Raw genomic sequence first — 22,022 nt, forward strand, 5'->3', positions numbered from 1 at the left:
TTTCCTCCGGGCAGTTTCCCTTCGGTCTTGCGTTTCCGACTCTATCAGACCGTTTCCCGATCCGATTTCCTCGGCGCTTTCCAGGTTCCCGCTTTCGCGTTTCCCTTTCCGGCGGCTCCGACTCTATCAGATCCTTTCGGGCCTGACTCGCAGTCAGAGGGGCTGTCCTCCCGGCCGTTGGGCCGTTCCGACGAGTGAGACTTTAGCGGAATCCCGGCTCCCGAGCTAATCGGGGTCCGCGTCCTTTCGAACGTGGATTCCTCGTTTCGTAAATACGCATACCAATAACACGACGCCAGACAGATCGACTGGTTGTCGAGTAGTGGTTGGTACTTGCGAAGTGGCTGTCCGGGGACCGACCGGAGTCGGCGCTCACGTCGGACAACTCGGAGAACACTACGTAGCGGACGGGGGCGTGTCAACTCGCCTCCGGACGGCACCCGAGAGGCGTACTCTGAGGGCCATGACCACGCGTACGTGTACCCATCAGTGGTGGGCCGCCTGACGGCGGCCGTATTACGTGCGCTCAACGGCCGCCGCCTCGGCGGCCGTTCTCGTTTCTCCCTCCAGAGCTCCTGAGGGTCGGCCGGCCGGGACGGCGGTCTCGACCAGGAGGTGGAGAAGAGATGACGCGGGTTTTCAGTGGGGTCAAGCCGACCGGGCACCTGACGCTGGGGAACTACCTGGGAGCCATGCGGCAGTGGGCTGCGGTGGACCAGCACCGGGCGGATGCGCTGTTCTGCATCGTCGATCTTCATGCGCTCACCGTGGATCACGATCCGGCGCGGGTCCGCAGGCTCAGTCGGCAGGCGGCAACGCTGCTGCTGGCGGTGGGGCTGGATCCGGCGCTGTGCACCGTGTTCGTACAGAGTCATGTCGATGAGCACGCGCGGCTGTCGTACGTCCTGGAGTGCGTGGCGACCGACGGTGAGATGCGGCGGATGATCCAGTACAAGGAGAAGGCTGCGCGCGAGCGTGAGCGGGGTGGGAGTGTGCGGCTGTCCCTGCTGACGTATCCGGTGCTCATGGCGGCGGACATCCTGGTGTACGGGGCGGACGAGGTACCGGTGGGGGACGACCAGGCGCAGCATGTGGAGCTGACGCGGGATCTGGCGGTGCGGTTCAACCAGCGGTACGGGCACACGTTCGTGGTGCCGAAGGCCTCGCTTCCGACGGTCGCGGCGAGAGTGATGAATCTGCAGGAACCGACTTCGAAGATGGGGAAGTCGGACGACTCCGGGCCGGGGATCGTCTATCTGCTCGACGAGCCGGATGTCGTACGGAAGAAGATCACACGGGCTGTGACCGACAGCGGGCGGGAGATCGTGTACGACCGGCAGGAGCGGCCCGGCGTCGCGAATCTGCTGGAGATCCTGGCGGCCTGTACGGGTGGGAACCCGGAGGCATTGAGCGGTGTATATGAGTCGTACGGGTCCTTGAAGAAGGACACCGCAGAGGCCGTGGTCGAGCTCCTCAGTCCCGTACAGGAGAGGCACAGGGCGCTGTGCGCTGATCCTGGCTATGTGGAGGGGGTGCTGCGGGATGGTGCGGAGAGGGCTCGGGCGTTGGCCCGGCCGACCGTGGATGCCGCTTATCGCGCGATCGGGTTGCTGCCGGCTGCTTCTGATACCGGTGCCGAGGTGGTGCTGAACGCGGCGCGGTAGGCGCGCGGGCTGGTGGCGAGGCGCGATGCGAAGTGCTGGCGCATCGTGACCTCGCTACCGAAACCGGCGCGTCGGGCTACTTCGGGCATGGGCAGGTCGGTGCGTTCGAGGAGTTTCTGGGCTGCGGCGATGCGCTGGTCGAGGAGCCAGCGGAGCGGGGGTGTGCCGGTCTGCGCGGTGAAGTGGCGGGCGAAGCTGCGTGGGGACATGCCCGCGTGGGCAGCCAGGTCGGCGACGGTGAGCGGTTCGTGAAGGTGGCGCAGGGCGTGTTCGCGTACGGCGGCGAGGGCGTCGGCGTCGCGGTCCGCGTGAGGGGTGGGGTGCTCGATGAACTGTGCCTGGGTGCCGGTGCGGAAGGGGGCGGTGACCATCGAGCGGGCGATGGTGGCTGCGGCTTCGGCGCCGTGGGCCTGGCGGACCAGGTGGAGGCAGAGGTCGATGCCGGCTGCGGTGCCGGCTGCGGTCCAGAGGTTGTCGTCCTCGATGAAGAGGGCGTCGGGGACGACGGTGACTCGGGGGTGGTGTGCGCGGAGAAGGCTGACGAGGTTCCAGTGGGTGATGGCACGGCGGCCGTCGAGGAGGCCGGCCTGGGCGAGAGTGAAGGCGCCGCCGCACAGGGCCGCGATGGTGGTGCCGTGGGCGTGTGCGCGTCGGAGCGCGTCGAGGACGGGGGTGGGCGCGGGTGTGAGGTGGTCGTCGAGGCCGGGGATCACGATCAGGTCGGCTCGGGACAGCCAGCTGAGGGTGCGGTCGGGGTGGAGGGTCATGCCTCCGCGCATGGGGATGGGGGTGGTGGTGTCGGTGGCGACTCTGCGCAGGTCGAAGGCGGGGGCGTCGCGGTCGGTGCGGTCGCTGCCCCAGACCTCGGTGATGACGGAGACGTCGAAGGCGCGGATGCCAGGGAAGGTGACGAGGGCGACGCGGTATGGGTCCGCTGCGGCGTTCTCCATGGGTGGCAGTAAACCATCGATCGCTGGCTTTTCACCCTCTGGGGCGGTGGTGCTCCCGGCGGCAGGATCGTGGGCATGGAGATCGCAGAGAACGCAGCGCTGGTGGTTGTGGACGTGCAGAAGGGCTTCGACGAGGCCGAGTTCTGGGGCCCGCGGAACAACCCGGAGGCCGATGACAACATCGCTTCGCTCATCGACGTGTGGCAGTCGACGGAGCGGCCGGTCGTGTTCGTACGGCATGACTCGGCGAAGCCCCAGTCGCCGCTGCGGCCGGGGTATGAGGGGAACGAGTTCAAGGAGTACGTGGAGCGGCGGCGTGGGAAGGGGGCCGGTGGGGCTGAGCTGCTGATCACGAAGACCGTGAACTCGGCCTTCTACGGGACGCCGGATCTGGACGCCTGGCTGCGGGCGGAGGGGATCTCGCAGTTCGTGGTGGCCGGGATCCAGACCAATATGTGCGTGGAGACGACGGCTCGGATGGGCGGGAACCTGGGGTACGAGGTGGTGGTCGCGTATGACGCGACGTACACCTTCGATCTGGAGGGGCCGTTCGGCTGGCGGCGGAGTGCTGACGAGGTCGCGCAGGCGTCGGCGGTGTCGCTGCACGGGGGCGGTTTTGCGCGTGTGGTGGCCACGAAGGAGGTGGTGGACGCGGCGGGGTGACCGCCCCCGGCGGACGTCAGTCCTTCTTGCCGGAGGCGAGTTCGCGGCTACGGTCGCGGGCGGCTTCGAGAGCGGCGATGAGGGCGGCTCGGACGCCGTGGTTCTCGAGTTCGCGGATGGCGTTGATGGTCGTGCCCGCGGGGGACGTGACGTTCTCGCGGAGTTTGACGGGGTGTTCACCGCTGTCGCGGAGCATCGTCGCGGCGCCGATCGCCGACTGGACGATCAGGTCGTGGGCCTTGTCACGGGGCAGTCCGAGGAGGATGCCGGCGTCCGTCATGGCTTCGACCAGGTAGAAGAAGTACGCCGGGCCGGAGCCTGAGAGGGCGGTGCAGGCGTCCTGCTGGGACTCGGGGACGCGGAGCGTCTTGCCGACGGCGCCGAAGATCTCCTCGGCGTGGGCGACGTGGTCGGCGGTGGCGTGGGTGCCGGCGGAGATGACGGACATGGCCTCGTCGACGAGGGCGGGGGTGTTCGTCATGACGCGGACTACCGGGGTGCCGGTGGCGAGACGGTCCTCGATGGAGGCGGTCGTGATGCCGGCGGCTCCGCTGATGACCAGGCGGTCGGCGGGGATGTGGGGGGCTAGTTCGTCGAGGAGGGTGCCCATGTCCTGCGGCTTGACCGTGAGGATCAGGGTGTCGGCGGACTTGGCGGCTTCCGGGTTGGTGACCGGGGTGACGCCGTAGCGGGTGCGGAGTTCCTCGGCTCGCTCCGTGCGGCGGGCGGTGACCAGGAGGTCGGCGGGGGCCCAGCCGCCGCGGATCATTCCGCTGAGCAGGGCTTCGCCGATCTTGCCGGTGCCGAGGACTGCGACTTTCTGGGTCATGGCTGGGGTGCCCTCCGGGGGTGCGTCGTCCGGGGTACATCGTCGCACCGGGGGTGGGTGGGCGGCTTGGGTGTCCGGTGGGCGGGACATGGGGGGGGTGCGTGGGGTGAGTGGGGGATCGGGGTGACGATTCACGCTGTCCTGCGCCTCAAGGTTGCGGCACCCAGGCCCAGTACCAGTAGGGCGCAGCCCGCCACGATCAAGATGTCGCGGACGAAGTTGGCGGTCATGTCCGTGTGTTTGAGGACCTCGTTCATGCCGTCCACGGCGTAGGACATGGGGAGGACGTCGGAGATCGTTTCCAGGGCCGGGTGCATGTTGTCGCGAGGGGTGAAGAGCCCGCAGAGGAGGAGTTGGGGGAAGATCACGGCCGGCATGAACTGGACCGCCTGGAATTCTGACGCCGCGAAGGCCGAGACGAAGAGGCCGAGGGCGGTGCCGAGGAGGGCGTCCAGGAGGGCCACCAGAAGGAGCAGCCAGGGGGAGCCTGTGACGTCCAGGCCCAGGAACCACACCGCCAGGGCCGTGGCCAGGGCGGACTGGATGATCGCGAGGGTGCCGAAGGCGAGGGCGTAGCCCGCGATCAAATCGCCCTTGCCGAGCGGCATGGCGAGGAGGCGTTCGAGGGTGCCCGAGGTGCGTTCGCGCAGGGTGGCGATGGACGTGACCAGGAACATCGTGATGAGGGGGAAGATCCCCAGGAGTGAGGCGCCGATGTTGTCGAAGGTGCGCGGGCTGCCGTCGAAGACATAGCGGAGCAGGAACAGCATCACGCAGGGGATGAGGATCATCATCGCGATGGTGCGCGGGTCGTGGCGGAGCTGGCGCAGGACGCGGGCCGCGGTGGCGGCGGTGCGGGAGGCGTTCAGGGCACCGGTGGGGACGGGTGCAGTCGTCGTACCGGTCGTGGTCGTCGTCGTGCTCATCGGGTGGTCTCCTTCTCGTGGGCGGCGGTGGCCGCCTCGTCGACCAGGTGGAGGAAGGCCGCCTCGACTGTTTCGGCGCCGGTGCGGGTGCGCAGGGCGTCGGGCGTGTCGTCGGCGAGGATCTCGCCCTTGCGCATCAGGAGGAGCCGGTGGCAGCGCTCGGCTTCGTCCATGACGTGGGAGGAGATGAGGAGGGTCGCGCCGCGGTCGGCTGCGATGGAGTGGAAGAGGGTCCACAGGTCGCGGCGGAGGACCGGGTCCAGGCCGACGGTGGGTTCGTCGAGGACCAGGAGTTCGGGGGTGCCCAGCAGGGCGACTGCCAGGGAGACGCGGCTGCGCTGTCCGCCGGAGAGGTTGCCGGCGAGGGCGTCGGCATGGGAGGTGAGGTCGACGTCGGTGAGGACGCGGTCGATCTCGTGGCGGCGGTCCGAGGCGGAGAGGGCCGGGGCGAGGATCGCCGTGAAGTAGTCGAGGTTCTGGCGGACGGTCAGGTCGTTGTAGACGGAGGGGGCTTGGGTGACGTAGCCGATGCGGGTGCGGAGGGTGGGGTGGCCGGCCGGGCTGCCCAGGACCGCCAGGGTGCCGGTGACCTTGGCCTGGGTGCCGACGATCGAGCGCATGAGGGTTGATTTGCCGCAGCCCGAGGGGCCGAGGAGGCCGGTGATCTGGCCGCGCGGGACGGTGAAGTCGAGGCCGCGCAGGACGGTGCGGGGGCCGCGGACGACAGTGACGCCTTCGGCTCGGACGGCGGGGGTGAGGGAAGCAGGGGGATCCGCGGGCGGGTCGGGAGAGTAATTCATCATGCGATGAATAATGGTCCGGGGTGGCAGTGCCGTCAAGTGATGTCCCGGGGGTGCGTTGGGCGGCGCAGGCGCGTGGCGGCGCGATCGGAGGCGGCGGGTCCGGTTTACATGCCTCCGCGTTCACCGGCCGGCAACACGAACGGGATGCGGAACCAACTCCCCTTCCCGACAATGGATTTCACTTCGCCGTGCCCTCCCCCCGGCTCGGCACCCACGCATCTCCCTCACCAATGGAGGTGCTGCTGTCATGCGCTGTCGCATACGCAAGGCCGATCTGTTCGCTTCCCTGGTCGTCTTCCTGGTCGCGCTGCCGCTGTGTCTCGGCGTGGCCATTGCCTCCGGAGTCCCAGCCGAGCTGGGGCTGATCACCGGGATCGTCGGCGGGCTGGTGGCCGGGGCGTTGCCCGGCAGCAGCCTGCAGGTGAGCGGGCCGGCGGCGGGACTGACGGTGCTCGTCTACGAGGCCGTCGACACCTACGGCGTCCAGGCGCTCGGCGTGCTGGTGTTCGGGGCCGGGCTGGTGCAACTGGGGCTCGGAGCGCTGCGGCTCGGGCGGTGGTTCCGGGCCGTGTCGGCGGCCGTGGTGCAGGGGATGCTCGCCGGGATCGGGCTGCTCCTGGTCGCCGGGCAGGCGTATGCGCTGGGCGACGCGGCCGCGCCGACGAGCGGGCCGGGGAAGATCGCCGGGCTGGTGTGGCTGCCCGGGCAGGCGGATCCGGGGGCCTTGTCAGTGGCGGGTGCCACTATTGCCGTATTGCTGCTGTGGCCGCGTTGGCGCAGGGGGGCGCGGGTGGTGCCTGCGCCGTTGGTCGCGGTGGCGGTGGTGTCGGCGGTGACCGGGGTGCTCGGCCTGGACGTGCGGCGGGTCGAGGTGCGGGGCCTCGTCGACGCGGTGCGGGTACCGGAGGCGGCGGACTTCGGGCGGCTCACGGAAGTGGGGGTGATCGGGACTGTTGTGGCTTTCGCGTTGATCGCGTCGGCGGAGTCGTTGTTCAGCGCGGCGGCGGTGGACCGGCTGCACCGGGGGCGGCGGACCGACTACGACCGGGAGCTGATGGCGCAGGGCGCGGGGAACGCGGTGTGCGGGGTGCTGGGGGCCCTGCCCATGACGGCGGTGATCGTGCGGAGCGCTGCGAACGTGCAGGCCGGGGCGCGGACCAAAGCAGCTCGGGTGCTGCACGGGGTGTGGCTGCTGCTGTTCACGGTCGTCCTGCCAGGGGTGCTCGGGCTGATTCCGGTGGCTGCGCTGGCTGCGCTGCTGGTGCACGCCGGGTGCCGGCTCGTGCCGGTGCGGGAGGCGCGGGTGCTGTGGCGCGAGCACCGCGGGGAGGTCGCGGTGCTGGCGGTGACCGCTGGGGCGATCGTGCTGGGGAATCTGCTGGAGGGGGTGTTGGTGGGGCTGACGCTGGCCGTGGCGAAGACGGCGTGGGACATCAGCCATGTGCATGTGGAGACCGAGGACCGGGGCGAGGCGGGGATCGTCGTACGGGTGCTGGGGCATGCGACGTTCCTGCGGCTGCCGAAGCTGCTGGACGCGTTGGAGGCGCTGCCGCACGACCGGGAGGTGCGGCTGGAGCTGGGCGGGCTCCGGCATGTGGACCATGCGTGTGCGGCGGCCCTGGAGGGGTGGGCGGCCGCGCGGGGTCATGAGTTGGTGGCCACGAGCAGGTCGACGACATAGGTCTCCTCCAGGATCGCGTCCGGAAAGGCGGCGAGCAGGTGGTCGCGTTCGTCGCCGAGGATGGCCGACCGGCGTTCCTCGCTCTGCACGAGGAACATCGAGTGGCTGCCGATGTTGGCGAGGTGCCTGTCGACGGTGACCGGGCGGCTCCAGCGGACGTGACGGCGGGTGAAATCGAGGGCACCGGTCGGGTCGGCGAGAGCGGCGGGGGCTCCGTTGCCGGTCCTGTCGACCTCGCGTCTGATGCCGAAGTGGCGCTCCAGGCGGTCGGCTTGGGCAACCTGCCACGGGACGTCGAGGTCGGTGGTGTTCCACCACATGGCCAGTGCTCCGCCCGGCCGCAGCACGCGCAGGGCCTCCGGGACCGAGCGGGCGGGCTCGGTCCAGTGCCAGGCCTGGGCGTAGGTGAGGAGGTCGGCGGAGGCCGTGGCGAGCGGCAGCTCGTTGCCGTTGCCCCGGACGATCGGGAGGCCGGGGTTGGCGCGGCGGAACTCGACCGCTATGCCGTCGCCGGGCTCCACGGCGACGACGTCCGCGCCGCGGGCGGCCAGCAGCGCGGTCGCGATGCCCGTGCCGGCGCCGATATCCGCGACGCGCGCGCCCAGGAGGGGGCGGCCTGCCAGATCCTCGATGGCGTCGAAGAGGGCCGGTGGATAGGAGGGGCGGCTGGCGGCGTACTGGGCTGCGGCGGTGTTGAAGGAGTGGGCGCGGGTGGGCTGCGAGGAGGCGGTCATGAGGCCATGGTGGCGCGGGGTGGGTGCAGGGGGCAGCGAGTTTTCGGTGAGAGGACCACGTCACGGCGGGCGGGCCGAAGTCTGTCCTGCGCGGCGAGCTGTGCAGCGCCCGGCTGAGGCCACGGGCCGGTGTGCACCGTCGGGTGGCGGCCTGTGACAGCCACAGCTTCGACGAACGTCAACTTCGTGCGCGTCCCGCCGACCCTGCTTGTGGCGGCTCCGCGGCGCGTGCGCGCTAAGTGGCCGGGCCCGCCATGGCCGAGCGCCCAGCTCAGCAGCGCCTGCCGAACCGGCTGCGGCCAAGCCGAGCCCGGCAGTCCCCGGTTGATCGCCCGAGCCGAACCAAGCCCAGCACCGCTCAGCCGATCGCCCCAGACTGATCGACCCACACTGAGCCGAACTCAGCAGATCAGCCCCAGCCGAAGCCGCCCAGCAGCCCCCGCCGATCAACCCAGGTCGAGCCAAGCCCGCAGCACCCGACAGCCCAACCCAGGTCGAGCCAAGCCCACAGCACCCGACAGCCCGACCCCAGCGGGCCGGAGAGGCACCGCTCAGGAGCGGCGGCGTTTCTTCGATGGGTTGCCTGTGCGGCGGGTGTTGCGCTTCTCGTGTTGTGCGACGGCTGCCTCGTACTCCTCGCGGTGGAGTTTCTCGCCGGGGGCCTCCATGAGGGAGCGGAAGAAGTAGGCGAGGAGGGAGCCGACGAAGCCGATGGCCAGGAGGCCGCGGAGGGAGGCCTGGCGGGCGGGGTCGGGGCGCTTGCTGAAGCCGTCCCAGGTGTTGCGGAAGGCGAGGGCACTGCAGATCGCGAACATGGCGACGACGAGGATGCTCACGAAGGCGCCGCTGTCGGCGATTTGGAGGCCCTGGTAGGCGAGGCGGAGGATCACGCAGGAGGCGGCGGCGCTCGCGAGGGCGCCCGCGGCCACTCCGATACGGCGGAAGGTGTAGCCGTTGTCGTGATTCAGCCAGGTGGCGCCGAAGAAGCGCAGGGGTTCTGGGCGGGGGCCGCCGGTGGAGCCCGCGGTGCCCTCGGTGCCCGGTTTCGTCGCTCACAGGACGATTATGGCGCCGGGTGTGCGCGGGCTCCCCACGGGATCAGCCGCAGCGGGAGGCCACGTAGCCGTCGGTGCCGGTGAGAACGTAGGCGTCCGAGACGTACTCGCCGCTGTCGATGTTGTCCCAGATGTTCGACGTGCCGTATGGGCCCGTCACCGACGTACCGGGCGTCTGGCAGAAGATCGGAACCCGCGAACCCTCGGGCAGCACCCGGACGATCGTGTAGTTGGTGCCCGGGCCGCTCCGGACGTTGAGTCGGACGCCTGGCGCGATTGCATACGTCTGCACGGTTGCAGCAGCCGTCGCTTCCGCACTCACGACACCTGCGGCTTCTTCAGCGCGGTCAACAGACATGAAAACCCTCCCCCGTTGGCCCCATGACTGCCATGGGAGCCAGGTGATTCCCCTGAATCACGCCATGAAACACATGTGCGCAACTCGCAGGCGGAGACTAGCAAGCCGCCTCTGTCTCGCACGAGTCATCGACTAGGCTCCGTGCGTCGCGCGCGCGGACGAACAGCACGGGGGTGGTCCCATGGCGCCTGAACGCAACACCGGAGCGGGCGCGGAAGCGGAACTTCCCGAGTACGCCGGTCACTACCAGCTTGAGTCATGCCTCGGCTCGGGCGGCATGGGCGTCGTGCACCTGGCCCGGAGCACCTCCGGGATGAAGCTCGCGGTGAAGGTCGTACACGCCGAGTTCGCCAAGGATCCTGAGTTCAGGGGACGTTTCCGGCAGGAGGTCGGGGCGGCGCGGCGGGTGAGCGGTGCCTTCACCGCGTCCGTGGTGGATGCGGACCCGGAGGCCGAACGGCCCTGGATGGCCACGCTGTTCATTCCCGGGCCGACCCTCTCCGATCATGTGAAGCGGAACGGCCCCATGGCTCCCGCTCAGTTGCGCCGTCTGATGGCGGGGCTGGCCGAGGCGCTTCGCGACATCCATCGGGTCGGGGTCGTGCACCGAGATCTGAAGCCGAGCAATGTGCTGCTCGCCGAGGACGGTCCGAAGGTCATCGACTTCGGCATTTCTCGGCCAAAGGACAGTGAACTGCGCACCGAGACCGGGAAGTTGATCGGCACACCCCCCTTCATGGCGCCGGAGCAGTTCCGGCGGCCGCGGGAAGTGGGGCCTGCCGCCGACGTGTTCGCGCTCGGGTCCGTTCTGGTGCACGCCGCGACGGGGCGCGGTCCGTTCGACTCCGACAGTCCCTACGTGGTCGCCTACCAGGTAGTACACGACGAGCCGGACCTGACAGGCGTACCGGAGAACCTTGCGCCGCTGGTGCTGCGCTGCCTGGCCAAGGAGCCCGAGGACCGGCCCACGCCCGACGAATTGATGCGCGAACTGCGGTCTGTGGCGGCCTCGTACGACACGCAGGCCTTCATACCGGCCCAGCGGACGGCCGATGTGACAGGCCCCGAGCCTGGGGAGCCGGAACCGCGGCCCCGCAGACGCCCGCGCAGAAAGGCCGTTTTGCCGGCTGTCGCCCTTGTCCTCGTCGCAGTCGGTGCACTCGCCTCGGTTCCGCTGCTCGACGGAGGAGCCAGCGCGCCACGGACCACCACCCGGACCACCACGGCGCCCAGTGCGGCGGTCGGGTTCGGCACCTGGCAGACCACGCCCTTGGCCACCGGAATGCCCCAGTGTTCGTACAGCGGCAAGCTGATCTGTGGACAGTCCGGGCTGGTCTTCGCCCTGGATCCTGCCGATGGCGCCCTGCTGTGGCGGCACTCCGTGGCCACGGCACCAAGGAGTGGGCCGCCGGTCGTCTCGGGCGGCCTCGTGCAGCCCCTGACGGATCAGAGCCGCCGCCTGGAGGCGCTCGATCCGGCCTCTGGCGGCACTCGTTGGAAGCGGACCATGCCTGCATACGACGGTCTGCAACCCGCGGGGAGCATGCTTCTGCTCACCGGGGCCGACGGGCAGGTCACCGGTGTGGACAGCGCCTCGGGCAGGACTCGGTGGGAACGGCGGATCCCCGGCCAGAGCATTCCGTACTTCGCCTCGTTCGCCGGAGATCCGCTGGCCTACGCCACGAGCACCACTGGTGACGGACTGAGCACGCAGGTCGCCGCCATCGCCCCGACCTCCGGTGACGTCCAGTGGGCCACGCGGTTGAGGGGAACGCTCAAGCCATTCGGCGTCTCGGGCGGGGCGGTCTATTTCCTGGCCATCGACAAGGCAACGGGCGGTACCACGGCCATCGTTCGCTACGACGTGCGGTCCGGAGCGGCACGCCGAGTGGCGCTGCCGGTCTCGCGCTTCGGCGCCCGGGCCACCGTACGCGGGAACGTCGTCTATCTTCTGGCCGCCGGCGGTTCACTGGAGGCGATGGACATGGACGCGCGCAGACGCTTGTGGATCCTTGAGACATCCGTGAGCCGAGGCTCTGCGCCCGTCGCCGCTCCTGCCTGTGTGTACTTCACCGCCGCGGACGGGCGCCTGCTCGCCGTCGACGCCCGCAAAGGCACCCTGCTCGGGCAGACCCCACCTCGGCTCGGCAGGGACTCCGGCCAGGTCACAGCCACACTGCCGGCGCCCGTCCTCGCTCACAACCACGTCTACGCCACCGCCCCCGACGGCACCGTCTTCGCGGTGAACGCCCGCAACCCCTCGGCCTGGTGACGCGGAGAGGGCCGCCCCGCAGGGAGCGGCCCTCTCGGAAGTGCGGTGCTCAGCCCAGCTTCGAGACGTCCCGCACCGCGCCCTTGTCCGCGCTGGTCGCCATCGCCGCGTAGGCCCGCAGCGCCGCCGACACCTTCCGCTCCCGGTTCTTGGGCGCGTACACGCCACCCAGGGCCTGCTCGCGGCGGGCGAGTTCGGCGTCGTCGACCAGGAGCTCGATCGTGCGGTTGGGGATGTCGATGCGGATGCGGTCGCCGTGCTCGACGAGCGCGATCGTGCCGCCGGACGCCGCCTCCGGCGAGGCGTGGCCGATCGACAGGCCCGAGGTGCCGCCCGAGAAGCGGCCGTCCGTGATCAGGGCGCAGGTCTTGCCGAGGCCGCGGCCCTTGAGGAACGACGTCGGGTAGAGCATCTCCTGCATGCCCGGGCCGCCCTTGGGTCCCTCGTAGCGGATGACCACGACATCGCCGTCCGTCACCTGCTTGTTGAGGATCTTCTCGACGGCCTCCTCCTGCGACTCGCAGACGACCGCCGGGCCCTCGAAGGTCCAGATCGACTCGTCGACGCCGGCCGTCTTCACCACGCAGCCGTCGACGGCGAGGTTGCCCTTGAGGACCGCGAGGCCGCCGTCCTTGGAGTACGCGTGCTCGGCGGAGCGGATGCAGCCCTCCGCCGCGTCCTCGTCCAGCGCCTCCCAGCGCTCGGACTGGGAGAAGGCCTCGGCGGAGCGGACACAGCCGGGGGCCGCGTGCCACAGCTCCACGGCCTTGGGGGACGGGGAACCGCCACGCACGTCCCAGGTCTTCAGCCAGTCCGCCAGCGAGGGGCTGTGGACCGAGTGGACGTTCTCGTTCAGCAGGCCGGCGCGGTGCAGCTCACCGAGCAGCGCCGGGATGCCGCCGGCGCGGTGCACGTCCTCCATGTAGTACGTGCGGTTCTTCGCGACGTTCGGAGCGACCTTCGCGAGGCACGGCACGCGGCGCGAGACCTCGTTGATCTCCTCCAGGCCGAACGGGACGCCCGCCTCCTGGGCCGCCGCCAGCAGGTGCAGGATCGTGTTGGTCGAGCCGCCCATGGCGATGTCGAGCGCCATCGCGTTCTCGAAGGCGGCGATGGTGGCGACGTTGCGCGGGAGGACCGTCTCGTCGTCCTGCTCGTAGTAGCGCCGGGTGATGTCCATGACCGTGCGGGCCGCGTCGACGTACAGCTGCTTGCGGGCCGTGTGGGTGGCCAGGACCGAGCCGTTGCCGGGGAGGGAGAGGCCGATTGCCTCGGTCAGGCAGTTCATCGAGTTGGCGGTGAACATGCCGGAGCAGCTGCCGCAGGTGGGACAGGCGTTCTCCTCGATACGGAGGATGTCCTCGTCCGAGATCTTGTCGTTCACGGCGTCGGAGATCGCGTCGACCAGGTCGAGGGTGCGGACCGTGCCGTCGACGAGCGTGGCACGGCCGGACTCCATCGGGCCGCCGGAGACGAAGACGGTGGGGATGTTCAGGCGCAGGGCCGCGTTCAGCATGCCCGGCGTGATCTTGTCGCAGTTGGAGATGCAGATCAGGGCGTCGGCGCAGTGGGCCTCGACCATGTACTCCACGCTGTCCGCGATCAGGTCGCGGGAGGGCAGGCTGTAGAGCATGCCGCCGTGGCCCATCGCGATGCCGTCGTCGACGGCGATCGTGTTGAACTCGCGCGGGATGCCGCCGGCCTCGGTGATCGCCTCGCTGACGATCCGGCCGACCGGCTGCAGATGGGTGTGGCCCGGCACGAACTCCGTGAAGGAGTTGGCGACCGCGATGATCGGCTTGCGGCCGATGTCCGCGCCGGGTACACCGGAGGCGCGCATAAGGGCGCGTGCGCCCGCCATGTTGCGGCCGTGGGTGACTGTGCGGGACCTCAGCTCGGGCATCGTCGCTCGCTCCTTCGGAGAGTTCTGACTGAGTCGAGCGTACGCCCGTTGCTCCAAGGGATGGACACGGTGTCCGGAATGCGGGACGTTCGTCTCGTTCAGAGGGCAGGGGGCCTCGCGTCGGGTCACGGCCCGGTCAGGTGCCCCTGCACCACCGGCGCCACGCGCGCGATGATCTGCTCCACGTCCGCCGACACCAGCGGCTCCACCTTGATCACGTACCGCAGCATCGCGCACCCCACCAGCTGCGCGGCCGCCAGCTCGGCGCGCAGCTCCGCGTCCGGCCGGTCCAGCTGGGCGGCGATGCGGCGCAGCAGCTGCGAGGCGATCAGACGGCGGAAGACTGCGGCCGCGGCCTCGTTGTTGACTGCGGAGCGCACGATCGCCAGCAGCGGCGTACGGGTGGTGGGGTTCTCCCAGATGCCGAAGACGAAGCGGGTGAGCCGCTCGCCGACCCCGTCCATCGGACCCTCGGCGAGCGCCTCCGGCGCGTTCAGCGCGGGCGCGAAGGCGACCTCGATGGCGGCCTCGAAGACCTGCTCCTTGGTGCCGAAGTAGTGGTGCACCAGGGCCGAGTCCACGCCGGCCGCCTTCGCGATGCCCCGTACCGACGTCTTCTCGTACCCGCGCTCGGAGAACTCCTCACGGGCCACGGTCAGGATGCGGTCGCGGGTGTCGGCGGACTCCGTGCGGGGACGGCGGCCCCGGCGTCGAGCGGTCGGGTCTGGGGCCTCGGTCACGGTCGGGGCACCCTCACCGCGGAGGCGAGGTGGAGGCGTGTGAAGGCCAGTGCCTCCGCCAGATCGGCCTCGCGTTCGGCGCCGGACATGGCGCGACGGGTGTTGACCTCGATGACGACGTGGCCGTCGAAGCCGGTCAGGGCGAGACGTTCCAGCAGCTCGGCGCAGGGCTGGTTGCCGCGGCCCGGGACGAGGTGCTCGTCCTTGGCCGATCCCCTGCCGTCGGCGAGGTGGACATGGCCGAGGCGGCCTCCCATCCGGTCGACCATGTGCATCGCGTCGGAACGGGCCGTCGCGCTGTGACTGAGGTCGATCGTGAAGTGACGGTAGTCCTCCTTCGTCACGTCCCAGTCGGGGGCGTACGCGAGCATCTCGCGGTCGCGGTAGCGCCAGGGGTACATGTTCTCGACGGCGAACCGCACGTCCGTCTCGTTCGCCATGCGCCAGATCCCGGTGACGAAGTCACGCGCGTACTGGCGCTGCCAGCGGAACGGGGGGTGCACGACGACCGTGGTCGCCCCGAGCTTCTCGGCGGCCGCCTGGGCCCGCTGGAGCTTGGTCCACGGGTCGGTGGACCACACGCGCTGCGTGATGAGCAGGCAGGGGGCGTGCACGGCGAGGATCGGGATGCGGTGGTAGTCGCTGAGTCTGCGCAGTGCCTCGATGTCCTGGCTGACCGGGTCGGTCCACACCATGACCTCGACCCCGTCGTACCCGAGGCGCGCGGCGATCTCGAAGGCCGTCGCCGTGGACTCCGGGTACACGGAGGCCGTGGACAGCGCGACCTTCGCATCCGGGATGCAGACTGGCTCCGCCATGCCGACAGGTTACGGGGTGCGGTAGGTGGTCTGCGGTGCGCCCATTCGCCGTTGTGGGGTTCGCCACGGGCGGGTGCGGCTTTCGTTGTGGCTTGTCGCGCCCCGCGACGGAGTCGCTGATGTCACAGCCCCGCGCCCCATGGGGGCGCTCACACCGAGCCCATGTGGTCCAGTTTGCGCAGGATTACGCCCTCCCTCAGGGCCCAGGGGCAGATCTCCAGGCTCTCCACGCCGAACAGGTCCATGGCGCCCTCTGCCACGAGGGCGCCGGCGAGGAGCTGGCCGGCTCGGCCCTCGCTCACGCCCGGGAGCTCCGCGCGCTGGGACGTCGACATGCCGGCGAGCTGGGGGACCCAGGCCTCCAGGGACTCGCGCTTCAGGTCGCGCTGGACGTACAGGCCCTCCGTGGACCGGGCCGCACCCGCGATACGGGCGAGTTGCTTGAAGGTCTTGGAGGTGGCCACGACATGATCCGGGGCGCCGAAGCGGGCGAACTCGCCGACCGTGCGGGCGATCTGGGCCCTCACATGGCGGCGCAGGGCCCGTATGGACTCCGGGTCGGGCGGATCGCCGGGGAGCCAGCCGGCGGTGAGGCGGCCTGCGCCGAGCGGAAGGGAGACGGCGGCGTCGGGCTCCTCGTCGATGCCGTAGGCGATCTCCAGGGAGCCGCCGCCGATGTCGAGGACGAGGAGCTTGCCCGCGGACCAGCCGAACCAGCGGCGGGCGGCCAGGAAGGTGAGCCGGGCCTCCTCGGCGCCCGTGAGGACCTGCAGCTCGACGCCGGTCTCGGCCTGCACGCGCGCGAGGACGTCGTCGGCGTTGCTGGCCTCGCGCACGGCGGAGGTCGCGAAGGGGAGCACGTCCTCGGCGCCCTTGTCCTCGGCGGCCTGCAGGCACTCCTGGACAACGGCGATCAGTTTGTCGACCCCTTCGGGACCGATCGCTCCGCTCTCGTCGAGCAGTTGGGCAAGGCGCAGTTCCGCCTTGTGCGAATGCGCGGGCAGCGGGCGTGCACCTGGGTGTGCATCCACCACCAGCAGATGCACCGTGTTCGATCCCACGTCGAGGACACCGAGTCTCATGTACGGAACGCTACTGCCACCTGGGCGGTCCTCCGTATGGGATGGCGCCTTGAGACCCGTACGCTGGTCCTGTGCCAAAGACGAAAAGGGCGAAGGACGACAAGGCCGCCAAGTCCGCCAAGGGTTCTTCGCAGGTGAAGCCGGCGCAGTCGGCGAAGCTGTCGAAGAAGGCCAGGGAAGCGGACGAGAAGGGCCTCGACTTCGCACGCGCGTGGGTGGAGTTCCCGGATCCGGCGGACGACGAGCAGGTCTTCCGCTGCGATCTGACATGGCTCACCTCTCGCTGGAACTGCATCTTCGGCAGCGGCTGCCAGGGCATCCAGGCGGGCCGGGCGGACGACGGGTGCTGCACGCTGGGCGCCCACTTCTCCGACGAGGACGACGAGAAGCGCGTCGCCGGGCATGTGGCGAGGCTCACGCCTGAGATCTGGCAGCACCATGACGAGGGCCGGAAGCACGGCTGGGTGTCGCAGGACGAGGACGGCGACCGTCAGACCCGTCCCTTCCAGGGCTCGTGCATCTTCCAGAACCGGCCGGGGTTCGCGGGCGGCGCGGGCTGCTCGCTGCACATCCTGGCCCTGAAGGAGGGCCGCGAGCCGCTGGAGACCAAGCCGGACGTGTGCTGGCAGCTTCCGGTGCGGCGGACATACGACTGGATCGACCGGCCCGACGACACCCGGGTGCTGCAGGTGTCGATCGGCGAGTACGACCGCCGGGGCTGGGGCCCGGGCGGCCACGACCTGCACTGGTGGTGCACGTCGGCGACCTCGGCGCACGGCGCGGGCGACCCGGTGTACGTGTCCTACCGGGCGGAGCTGACCGAGTTGATGGGCAAGGGCGGCTACGACCGCCTCGTGGAGCTGTGCGAGCAGCGCCTGGCCGCGCAGCTGCCGCTGCTGGCGCCGCATCCGGCGGACCCGGTCGACTGACGCGGGCTGCGCTCACGACGCCGTAGGGCTCGGGTCCCCGTTGCCGGCGGGCGGTGGTGTCGGCTCGGACGGGGCGGAGTCGGTGGGGGTGGGCTCCGGGCCGGGGGACGAGGGCGGGGCGCTCGGGGCGGGGGCCGAGGCCGTCGGGGTCGGTTCCGGGCCGGACGAGGGCGGCGGCGTGCCGGGGCCGGTCGGAACGGGGGCGGTCGGGCTGGGCGCGGTGCCGTAACCGCCGATGGAGACGACGGCGCCGGACGGTGAGACCGCCACCTGTGCGCTCCACGGGCCGGACGGCTCGCGCAGGTGGTCGACGTACACCTTGATCGTCGACGATTCACCGGGCGCCAGCGTTCCCGAGGACTGGCTGAGGTAGAGCCAGGCGGCTCCCGTCGACGCGGACCAGTGCACCGGCGCGGATCCGGTAGCGGTGAGGGTGACGAGCGTGGTGTCCCTGTCGTGGCCGGCCGACACCTCGAGGTGTCCGGCGCTCTTGCCGCGGATGCCGGTGACGCTGATGACCTCCACGGAGATGTCGGGCCGCTGGTGGCCTCTCCCGAAGGGGCCGCCGGGCCGGGTGCTGACGTTTCCGGCGTTCTCGTAGCCGCCGCCGGACGCCTCGCCGCCCAGGCTGACGGTGCCGTGCGCCTCGCTGGCGGTGGCGGAGCGGCCGTCCGCGACCGGCTCGGGTGAGCCCCGGTAGGCGGCCCACAGGGCGAACACGGGGGCCGCCACCACGGTGGCGACGACCGTGGTCGTGACGGCACGCGCGCGTAGGCGGTCGCGGCGGGCGGCGCGGTCCTTGGGGTCCATCGGGAAGCCTCGCCGGTCGAACCGGGGAACTGCGTCGCCACGCGCGCGTGGCTGATGGGTGACCGCCATGTGCAGGGCCGCACGGGGTGCTTCGAGGACGGGCAGCTCGGCGGGGGTGATCATCGCGCCGGGCCAGCGGCCCGGGATGGCACGCTCGGCGCTGCGGCGGCAACGCGGGCAGTCGTCGACGTGCCGGACCAGTTCCTTGCGCAGGGCCGAGCTGAGCACCAGCTGGTTGTCGCCGGTGAGCCGGCCGACGTTCGGACAGCCGCCGGTCTCGACGACGGCGAGGGCCGCGCGGGTGCGCTCCACCTCGCAGGCGGCGGAGGCCAGCAGCTCCCGGGTGGTGGCGAGGCTCAGCCCCAGCACCGCGGCGACCTCGTGGGCGGCGAGGTGGTGGCGTACGGCGAGTTCGAGCGCCTCGCGCTGCTCCGGGGTGGTGCCGGCGGCTTCCGGCCAGGCGAGCTGGGCGAGTTCGCGGCGGCGCCGCTCCTGGGTCTCGTCGGCGACGGGGGGCTCGTTCTCGGCGCCGCGCCGGCCCGCCGCGTGCGTGCCCTGACGTTTCTGCTTGGCCTCGGCCAGCTTGCGCAGACAGGCCCAGCGGGCCAGCGCGTACAGCCAGGCACGGCGGTCCCCGGGCGACTCCGGGCCGCGGCGCTTCTCGGCGAGCGCGAGGGTCTCGCCCAGGGCCGCGGTCGCCGTCTCGTGGTCGCACAGCACCGACAGGCAGTAGGTGAACAGCCCGTCCAGATACGGCTCGTAGCGCCCGGGCGGCCGCTGCGCCAGCGTGCGCGCAGCGACACGGTCACGTGCCTCCCGGCGCGCCTGGTCTGCGCCGGTGATGCGGGGCGAGGTCTCCGGGCTGCTGCTCATCCGTGGACCGTAGGCGGCTCGGGATGAACCCTTCTTCCTCCTTGAGCACTTTTAATCCATACGGGTGAAACGATCCCTCAATCGGGTACAGGAACCGCTTGTTCCATGGCTGGTTACCGACGGCGATGGCCGGTTCGCGGAGTGTCGGATCATGTGCCCGGCGGGCGCGCGGCGGGGAGCGGGCTCGGGGGCACCGCAGAGACGGCGTTGTCAGTGGGCTCGGTTACGGTTCTCGACATGGCTGCCCGTACCAAGACCACCAAGGACCGTCCGTCCTACCGCTGCAAGGAATGCGGCTGGCAGACGGCCAAGTGGCTCGGTCGCTGCCCCGAGTGCCAGGCCTGGGGGACGATCGACGAATACGGCGCGCCCGCGGTCCGTACGACGGCGCCGGGGCGCGTCACCACCTCCGCCGTGCCCATCGGCCAGGTCGACGGCCGGCAGGCCACCGCCCGTACCACCGGCGTGGCAGAACTGGACCGGGTGCTCGGCGGCGGGCTCGTGCCCGGCGCGGTGGTGCTGCTCGCGGGCGAGCCCGGCGTCGGGAAGTCGACGCTGCTGCTGGACGTGGCGGCCAAGTCGGCGAGCGACGAGCACCGCACGCTGTACGTCACGGGTGAGGAGTCGGCGAGCCAGGTGCGGCTGCGCGCGGACCGGATCGGGGCGATCCACGATCACCTGTATCTCGCCGCCGAGACCGATCTGGCCGCCGTGCTGGGGCACTTGGACGCGGTGAAGCCGTCGCTGCTGATCCTCGACTCCGTGCAGACGGTCGCCTCCCCGGAGATCGACGGCGCTCCCGGCGGCATGGCGCAGGTGCGCGAGGTGGCCGGAGCTCTCATCCGCGCCTCCAAGGAGCGCGGCATGTCCACCCTCCTCGTGGGCCACGTCACCAAGGACGGCGCCATCGCCGGTCCCCGCCTCCTCGAACACCTCGTGGACGTCGTCCTCAGCTTCGAGGGCGACCGGCACGCGCGCCTGAGGCTCGTCCGGGGCGTCAAGAACCGCTACGGCGCCACGGACGAGGTCGGCTGCTTCGAACTGCACGACGAGGGCATCACGGGCCTCACCGACCCGAGTGGACTTTTCCTGACCAGACGTGACGAACCGGTCCCCGGCACCTGTCTGACGGTCACCCTGGAGGGCCGCCGCCCCCTGGTCGCCGAGGTCCAGGCGCTCACGGTCGACTCGCAGATCCCCTCACCGCGCCGTACCACCTCGGGGCTGGAGACCTCCCGCGTCTCGATGATGCTCGCCGTCCTGGAGCAGCGCGGCCGGATCAGCGCACTCGGCAAGCGGGACATCTACTCCGCGACGGTCGGCGGAGTGAAGCTCTCGGAGCCGGCCGCCGACCTCGCCGTCGCCCTCGCGCTGGCGTCGGCCGCGAGCGACACCCCGCTGCCGAAGAACCTGGTCGCGATCGGCGAGGTCGGACTAGCGGGCGAGGTCAGACGGGTCACGGGCGTCCAGCGCCGACTCGCCGAAGCACACCGTCTGGGCTTCACGCACGCGCTCGTTCCGGGCGACCCCGGCAAGATCCCTGCGGGCATGAAGGTCCTGGAAGTCGCGGACATAGGGGACGCTCTCGGAGTCCTTCCACGCTCCCGTCGCCGAGAGGCCCCACGGGACGCGGAGGACCGCCGGTAGACTTTGCCCTGGTCTCGCCCGTCCGTACGAACAGAATGTGCGACACGGGGGCGCCCAGAACCTGCGACCGGAGGAGTGCAGTGGCAGCCAACGACCGGGCTTCAGCTCCCGGAAAGTCCGGCGGGAGTTCCGGTGCCGATGGCCTGATGCGCGCCTCACTGAGCGCCGTGGCTCCCGGCACGGGCCTGCGTGACGGGCTCGAGCGGGTACTCCGCGGCAACACCGGCGGTCTCATCGTGCTCGGCTTCGACAGGACCGTCGAAACCATGTGCACCGGCGGTTTCGTGCTGGACGTCGAGTTCACGGCCACGCGCCTGCGCGAGCTGTGCAAACTCGACGGCGGCATCGTGCTCTCCTCCGATCTCTCGAAGATCCTCCGGGCGGGTGTGCAGTTCGTGCCCGACGCGACGATCCCGACCGAGGAGACGGGCACCCGGCACCGCACGGCGGACCGGGTCTCCAAGCAGGTCGGCTTCCCGGTCGTCTCCGTCTCCCAGTCGATGCGCCTGATCGCCCTGTACGTCGACGGTCAGCGCCGCGTCCTGGAGGACTCCGCGGCGATCCTGTCCCGCGCCAACCAGGCCCTGGCGACCCTGGAGCGCTACAAGCTCCGTCTGGACGAGGTCGCGGGCACCCTGTCGGCGCTGGAGATCGAGGACCTGGTGACGGTCCGGGACGTCTCCGCGGTGGCCCAGCGTCTGGAGATGGTGCGCCGCATCGCCACCGAAATCGCCGAATACGTGGTCGAACTGGGCACCGACGGGCGCCTCCTCGCCCTCCAGCTCGACGAGTTGATCGCGGGCGTGGAGCCCGAGCGCGAGCTGGTCGTCCGGGACTACGTCCCCGAGCCCACCGCCAAGCGCTCCCGCACGGTCGACGAGGCCCTGTACGAGCTGGACGCCCTCACCCACGCCGAACTCCTCGAACTGCCCACGGTGGCAAGGGCGCTGGGCTACACGGGCTCTCCGGAGGCACTCGACTCCGCGGTCTCGCCCCGTGGCTTCCGCCTGCTGGCCAAGGTGCCGCGCCTCCCGGGCGCCATCATCGACCGTCTCGTGGAGCACTTCGGGGGCCTGCAGAAGCTGCTCGCCGCAAGCGTCGACGACCTGCAGACGGTCGACGGCGTCGGCGAGGCCCGCGCCCGCAGCGTACGCGAGGGCCTGTCCAGGCTGGCGGAGTCGTCGATCCTTGAGCGGTACGTCTGAGCAGGTCGGACGAAGCCCGCTGCGGCTCGACCGCGCCCCCAAAGGGGCGCGGGGCTGTATCAGCATGCGGCTCCGCCGCG

At 70.6% G+C, this 22,022-nt stretch carries 19 protein-coding genes; 7 read left to right on the plus strand and 12 right to left on the minus strand.

The window, feature by feature from the left end:
- Window positions 1-626: 626 nt before the first annotated feature.
- Window positions 627-1,664, plus strand: coding sequence for a tryptophan--tRNA ligase (gene trpS / locus LJ657_RS35400; RefSeq protein ID WP_232653012.1), 1,038 nt, complete (start codon window positions 627-629; stop codon window positions 1,662-1,664).
- Here trpS and LJ657_RS35405 read toward each other — a convergent pair.
- Entirely contained in the window at window positions 1,592-2,614 is a 1,023-nt protein-coding gene (locus LJ657_RS35405; RefSeq protein ID WP_232653013.1) for a GlxA family transcriptional regulator, read from the minus strand. The two genes, trpS and LJ657_RS35405, sit on opposite strands and share 73 nt — an antisense overlap.
- Before the next feature lie 75 nt (window positions 2,615-2,689).
- Between LJ657_RS35405 and LJ657_RS35410 the strand changes: the two genes are divergently transcribed.
- Window positions 2,690-3,277, plus strand: a complete 588-nt coding sequence (locus LJ657_RS35410) for a cysteine hydrolase family protein (RefSeq protein WP_232653014.1) — start codon at window positions 2,690-2,692, stop codon at window positions 3,275-3,277.
- Between the two features lie 16 nt (window positions 3,278-3,293).
- Here the strand turns inward: LJ657_RS35410 and proC are convergent, their stop codons facing one another.
- From proC to LJ657_RS35425, 3 genes are all read right to left on the minus strand, one after another.
- Window positions 3,294-4,106, minus strand: a complete 813-nt coding sequence (proC, locus tag LJ657_RS35415) for a pyrroline-5-carboxylate reductase (protein WP_232653015.1) — start codon at window positions 4,104-4,106, stop codon at window positions 3,294-3,296.
- Between the two features lie 131 nt (window positions 4,107-4,237).
- Window positions 4,238-5,032, minus strand: a complete 795-nt coding sequence (locus LJ657_RS35420; protein ID WP_232653016.1) for an ABC transporter permease — start codon at window positions 5,030-5,032, stop codon at window positions 4,238-4,240.
- Window positions 5,029-5,835, minus strand: coding sequence for an ABC transporter ATP-binding protein (locus LJ657_RS35425; protein ID WP_232653017.1), 807 nt, complete (start codon window positions 5,833-5,835; stop codon window positions 5,029-5,031). The genes LJ657_RS35420 and LJ657_RS35425 overlap by 4 nt, the downstream gene beginning before the upstream one ends.
- A gap of 247 nt (window positions 5,836-6,082) precedes the next feature.
- Between LJ657_RS35425 and LJ657_RS35430 the strand changes: the two genes are divergently transcribed.
- Complete coding sequence (locus LJ657_RS35430) at window positions 6,083-7,516, plus strand: SulP family inorganic anion transporter (RefSeq protein ID WP_232653018.1); 1,434 nt, start codon at window positions 6,083-6,085, stop codon at window positions 7,514-7,516.
- Here LJ657_RS35430 and LJ657_RS35435 read toward each other — a convergent pair.
- The 3 genes from LJ657_RS35435 to LJ657_RS35445 all read right to left on the minus strand — a co-directional run bounded on the left by LJ657_RS35435 (window position 7,480) and on the right by LJ657_RS35445 (window position 9,663).
- Window positions 7,480-8,250: a class I SAM-dependent methyltransferase gene (locus LJ657_RS35435; protein WP_232653019.1), complete on the minus strand. Its 771-nt coding sequence runs from the start codon at window positions 8,248-8,250 to the stop codon at window positions 7,480-7,482. The two genes, LJ657_RS35430 and LJ657_RS35435, sit on opposite strands and share 37 nt — an antisense overlap.
- Before the next feature lie 551 nt (window positions 8,251-8,801).
- Entirely contained in the window at window positions 8,802-9,242 is a 441-nt protein-coding gene (locus LJ657_RS35440) for an EamA/RhaT family transporter (protein ID WP_232653149.1), read from the minus strand.
- A 106-nt stretch (window positions 9,243-9,348) separates the two neighbouring features.
- Window positions 9,349-9,663: an SH3 domain-containing protein gene (locus LJ657_RS35445; RefSeq protein WP_232653020.1), complete on the minus strand. Its 315-nt coding sequence runs from the start codon at window positions 9,661-9,663 to the stop codon at window positions 9,349-9,351.
- Between the two features lie 181 nt (window positions 9,664-9,844).
- Between LJ657_RS35445 and LJ657_RS35450 the strand changes: the two genes are divergently transcribed.
- Window positions 9,845-11,935 carry a serine/threonine-protein kinase gene (locus LJ657_RS35450; RefSeq protein ID WP_232653021.1) on the plus strand — a complete coding sequence of 697 codons (2,091 nt, stop codon included), beginning with the start codon at window positions 9,845-9,847 and terminating at the stop codon, window positions 11,933-11,935.
- 49 nt (window positions 11,936-11,984) lie between these two features.
- Here the strand turns inward: LJ657_RS35450 and ilvD are convergent, their stop codons facing one another.
- The 4 genes from ilvD to LJ657_RS35470 form a co-directional block, all read right to left on the minus strand.
- Window positions 11,985-13,838, minus strand: coding sequence for a dihydroxy-acid dehydratase (ilvD, locus tag LJ657_RS35455; RefSeq protein WP_232653022.1), 1,854 nt, complete (start codon window positions 13,836-13,838; stop codon window positions 11,985-11,987).
- A 125-nt stretch (window positions 13,839-13,963) separates the two neighbouring features.
- Complete coding sequence (locus LJ657_RS35460; protein ID WP_232653023.1) at window positions 13,964-14,578, minus strand: TetR/AcrR family transcriptional regulator; 615 nt, start codon at window positions 14,576-14,578, stop codon at window positions 13,964-13,966.
- Window positions 14,575-15,396, minus strand: a complete 822-nt coding sequence (locus LJ657_RS35465; protein ID WP_232653024.1) for a sugar phosphate isomerase/epimerase family protein — start codon at window positions 15,394-15,396, stop codon at window positions 14,575-14,577. Before LJ657_RS35465 ends, LJ657_RS35460 begins: the two co-directional genes overlap by 4 nt.
- Window positions 15,397-15,545: 149 nt before the next feature.
- Entirely contained in the window at window positions 15,546-16,478 is a 933-nt protein-coding gene (locus tag LJ657_RS35470; protein ID WP_232653025.1) for a Ppx/GppA family phosphatase, read from the minus strand.
- A gap of 71 nt (window positions 16,479-16,549) precedes the next feature.
- Between LJ657_RS35470 and LJ657_RS35475 the strand changes: the two genes are divergently transcribed.
- Window positions 16,550-17,407, plus strand: coding sequence for a DUF3109 family protein (locus LJ657_RS35475; protein ID WP_232653026.1), 858 nt, complete (start codon window positions 16,550-16,552; stop codon window positions 17,405-17,407).
- Between the two features lie 12 nt (window positions 17,408-17,419).
- Here LJ657_RS35475 and LJ657_RS35480 read toward each other — a convergent pair whose 3' ends face one another.
- Window positions 17,420-19,090, minus strand: a complete 1,671-nt coding sequence (locus tag LJ657_RS35480) for a BACON domain-containing protein (RefSeq protein WP_232653027.1) — start codon at window positions 19,088-19,090, stop codon at window positions 17,420-17,422.
- A gap of 237 nt (window positions 19,091-19,327) precedes the next feature.
- Here LJ657_RS35480 and radA point away from each other — a divergent pair, with 237 nt between their 5' ends.
- Both radA and disA read left to right on the plus strand, forming a co-directional pair.
- The gene (gene radA, locus LJ657_RS35485; protein ID WP_232653028.1) at window positions 19,328-20,737 is read left to right on the plus strand and encodes a DNA repair protein RadA; all 1,410 of its coding nucleotides are present in this window, start codon (window positions 19,328-19,330) and stop codon (window positions 20,735-20,737) included.
- Window positions 20,738-20,817: 80 nt separating this feature from the next.
- On the plus strand, window positions 20,818-21,942 hold the full coding sequence (disA, locus tag LJ657_RS35490) for a DNA integrity scanning diadenylate cyclase DisA (protein ID WP_232653029.1): 1,125 nt from the start codon (window positions 20,818-20,820) through the stop codon (window positions 21,940-21,942).
- The last annotated feature ends 80 nt before the right edge of the window (window positions 21,943-22,022 follow it).

The organism is Streptomyces guryensis, from assembly GCF_021261325.1.
GTDB classification, from domain to species: Bacteria; Actinomycetota; Actinomycetes; order Streptomycetales; family Streptomycetaceae; genus Streptomyces; species Streptomyces guryensis.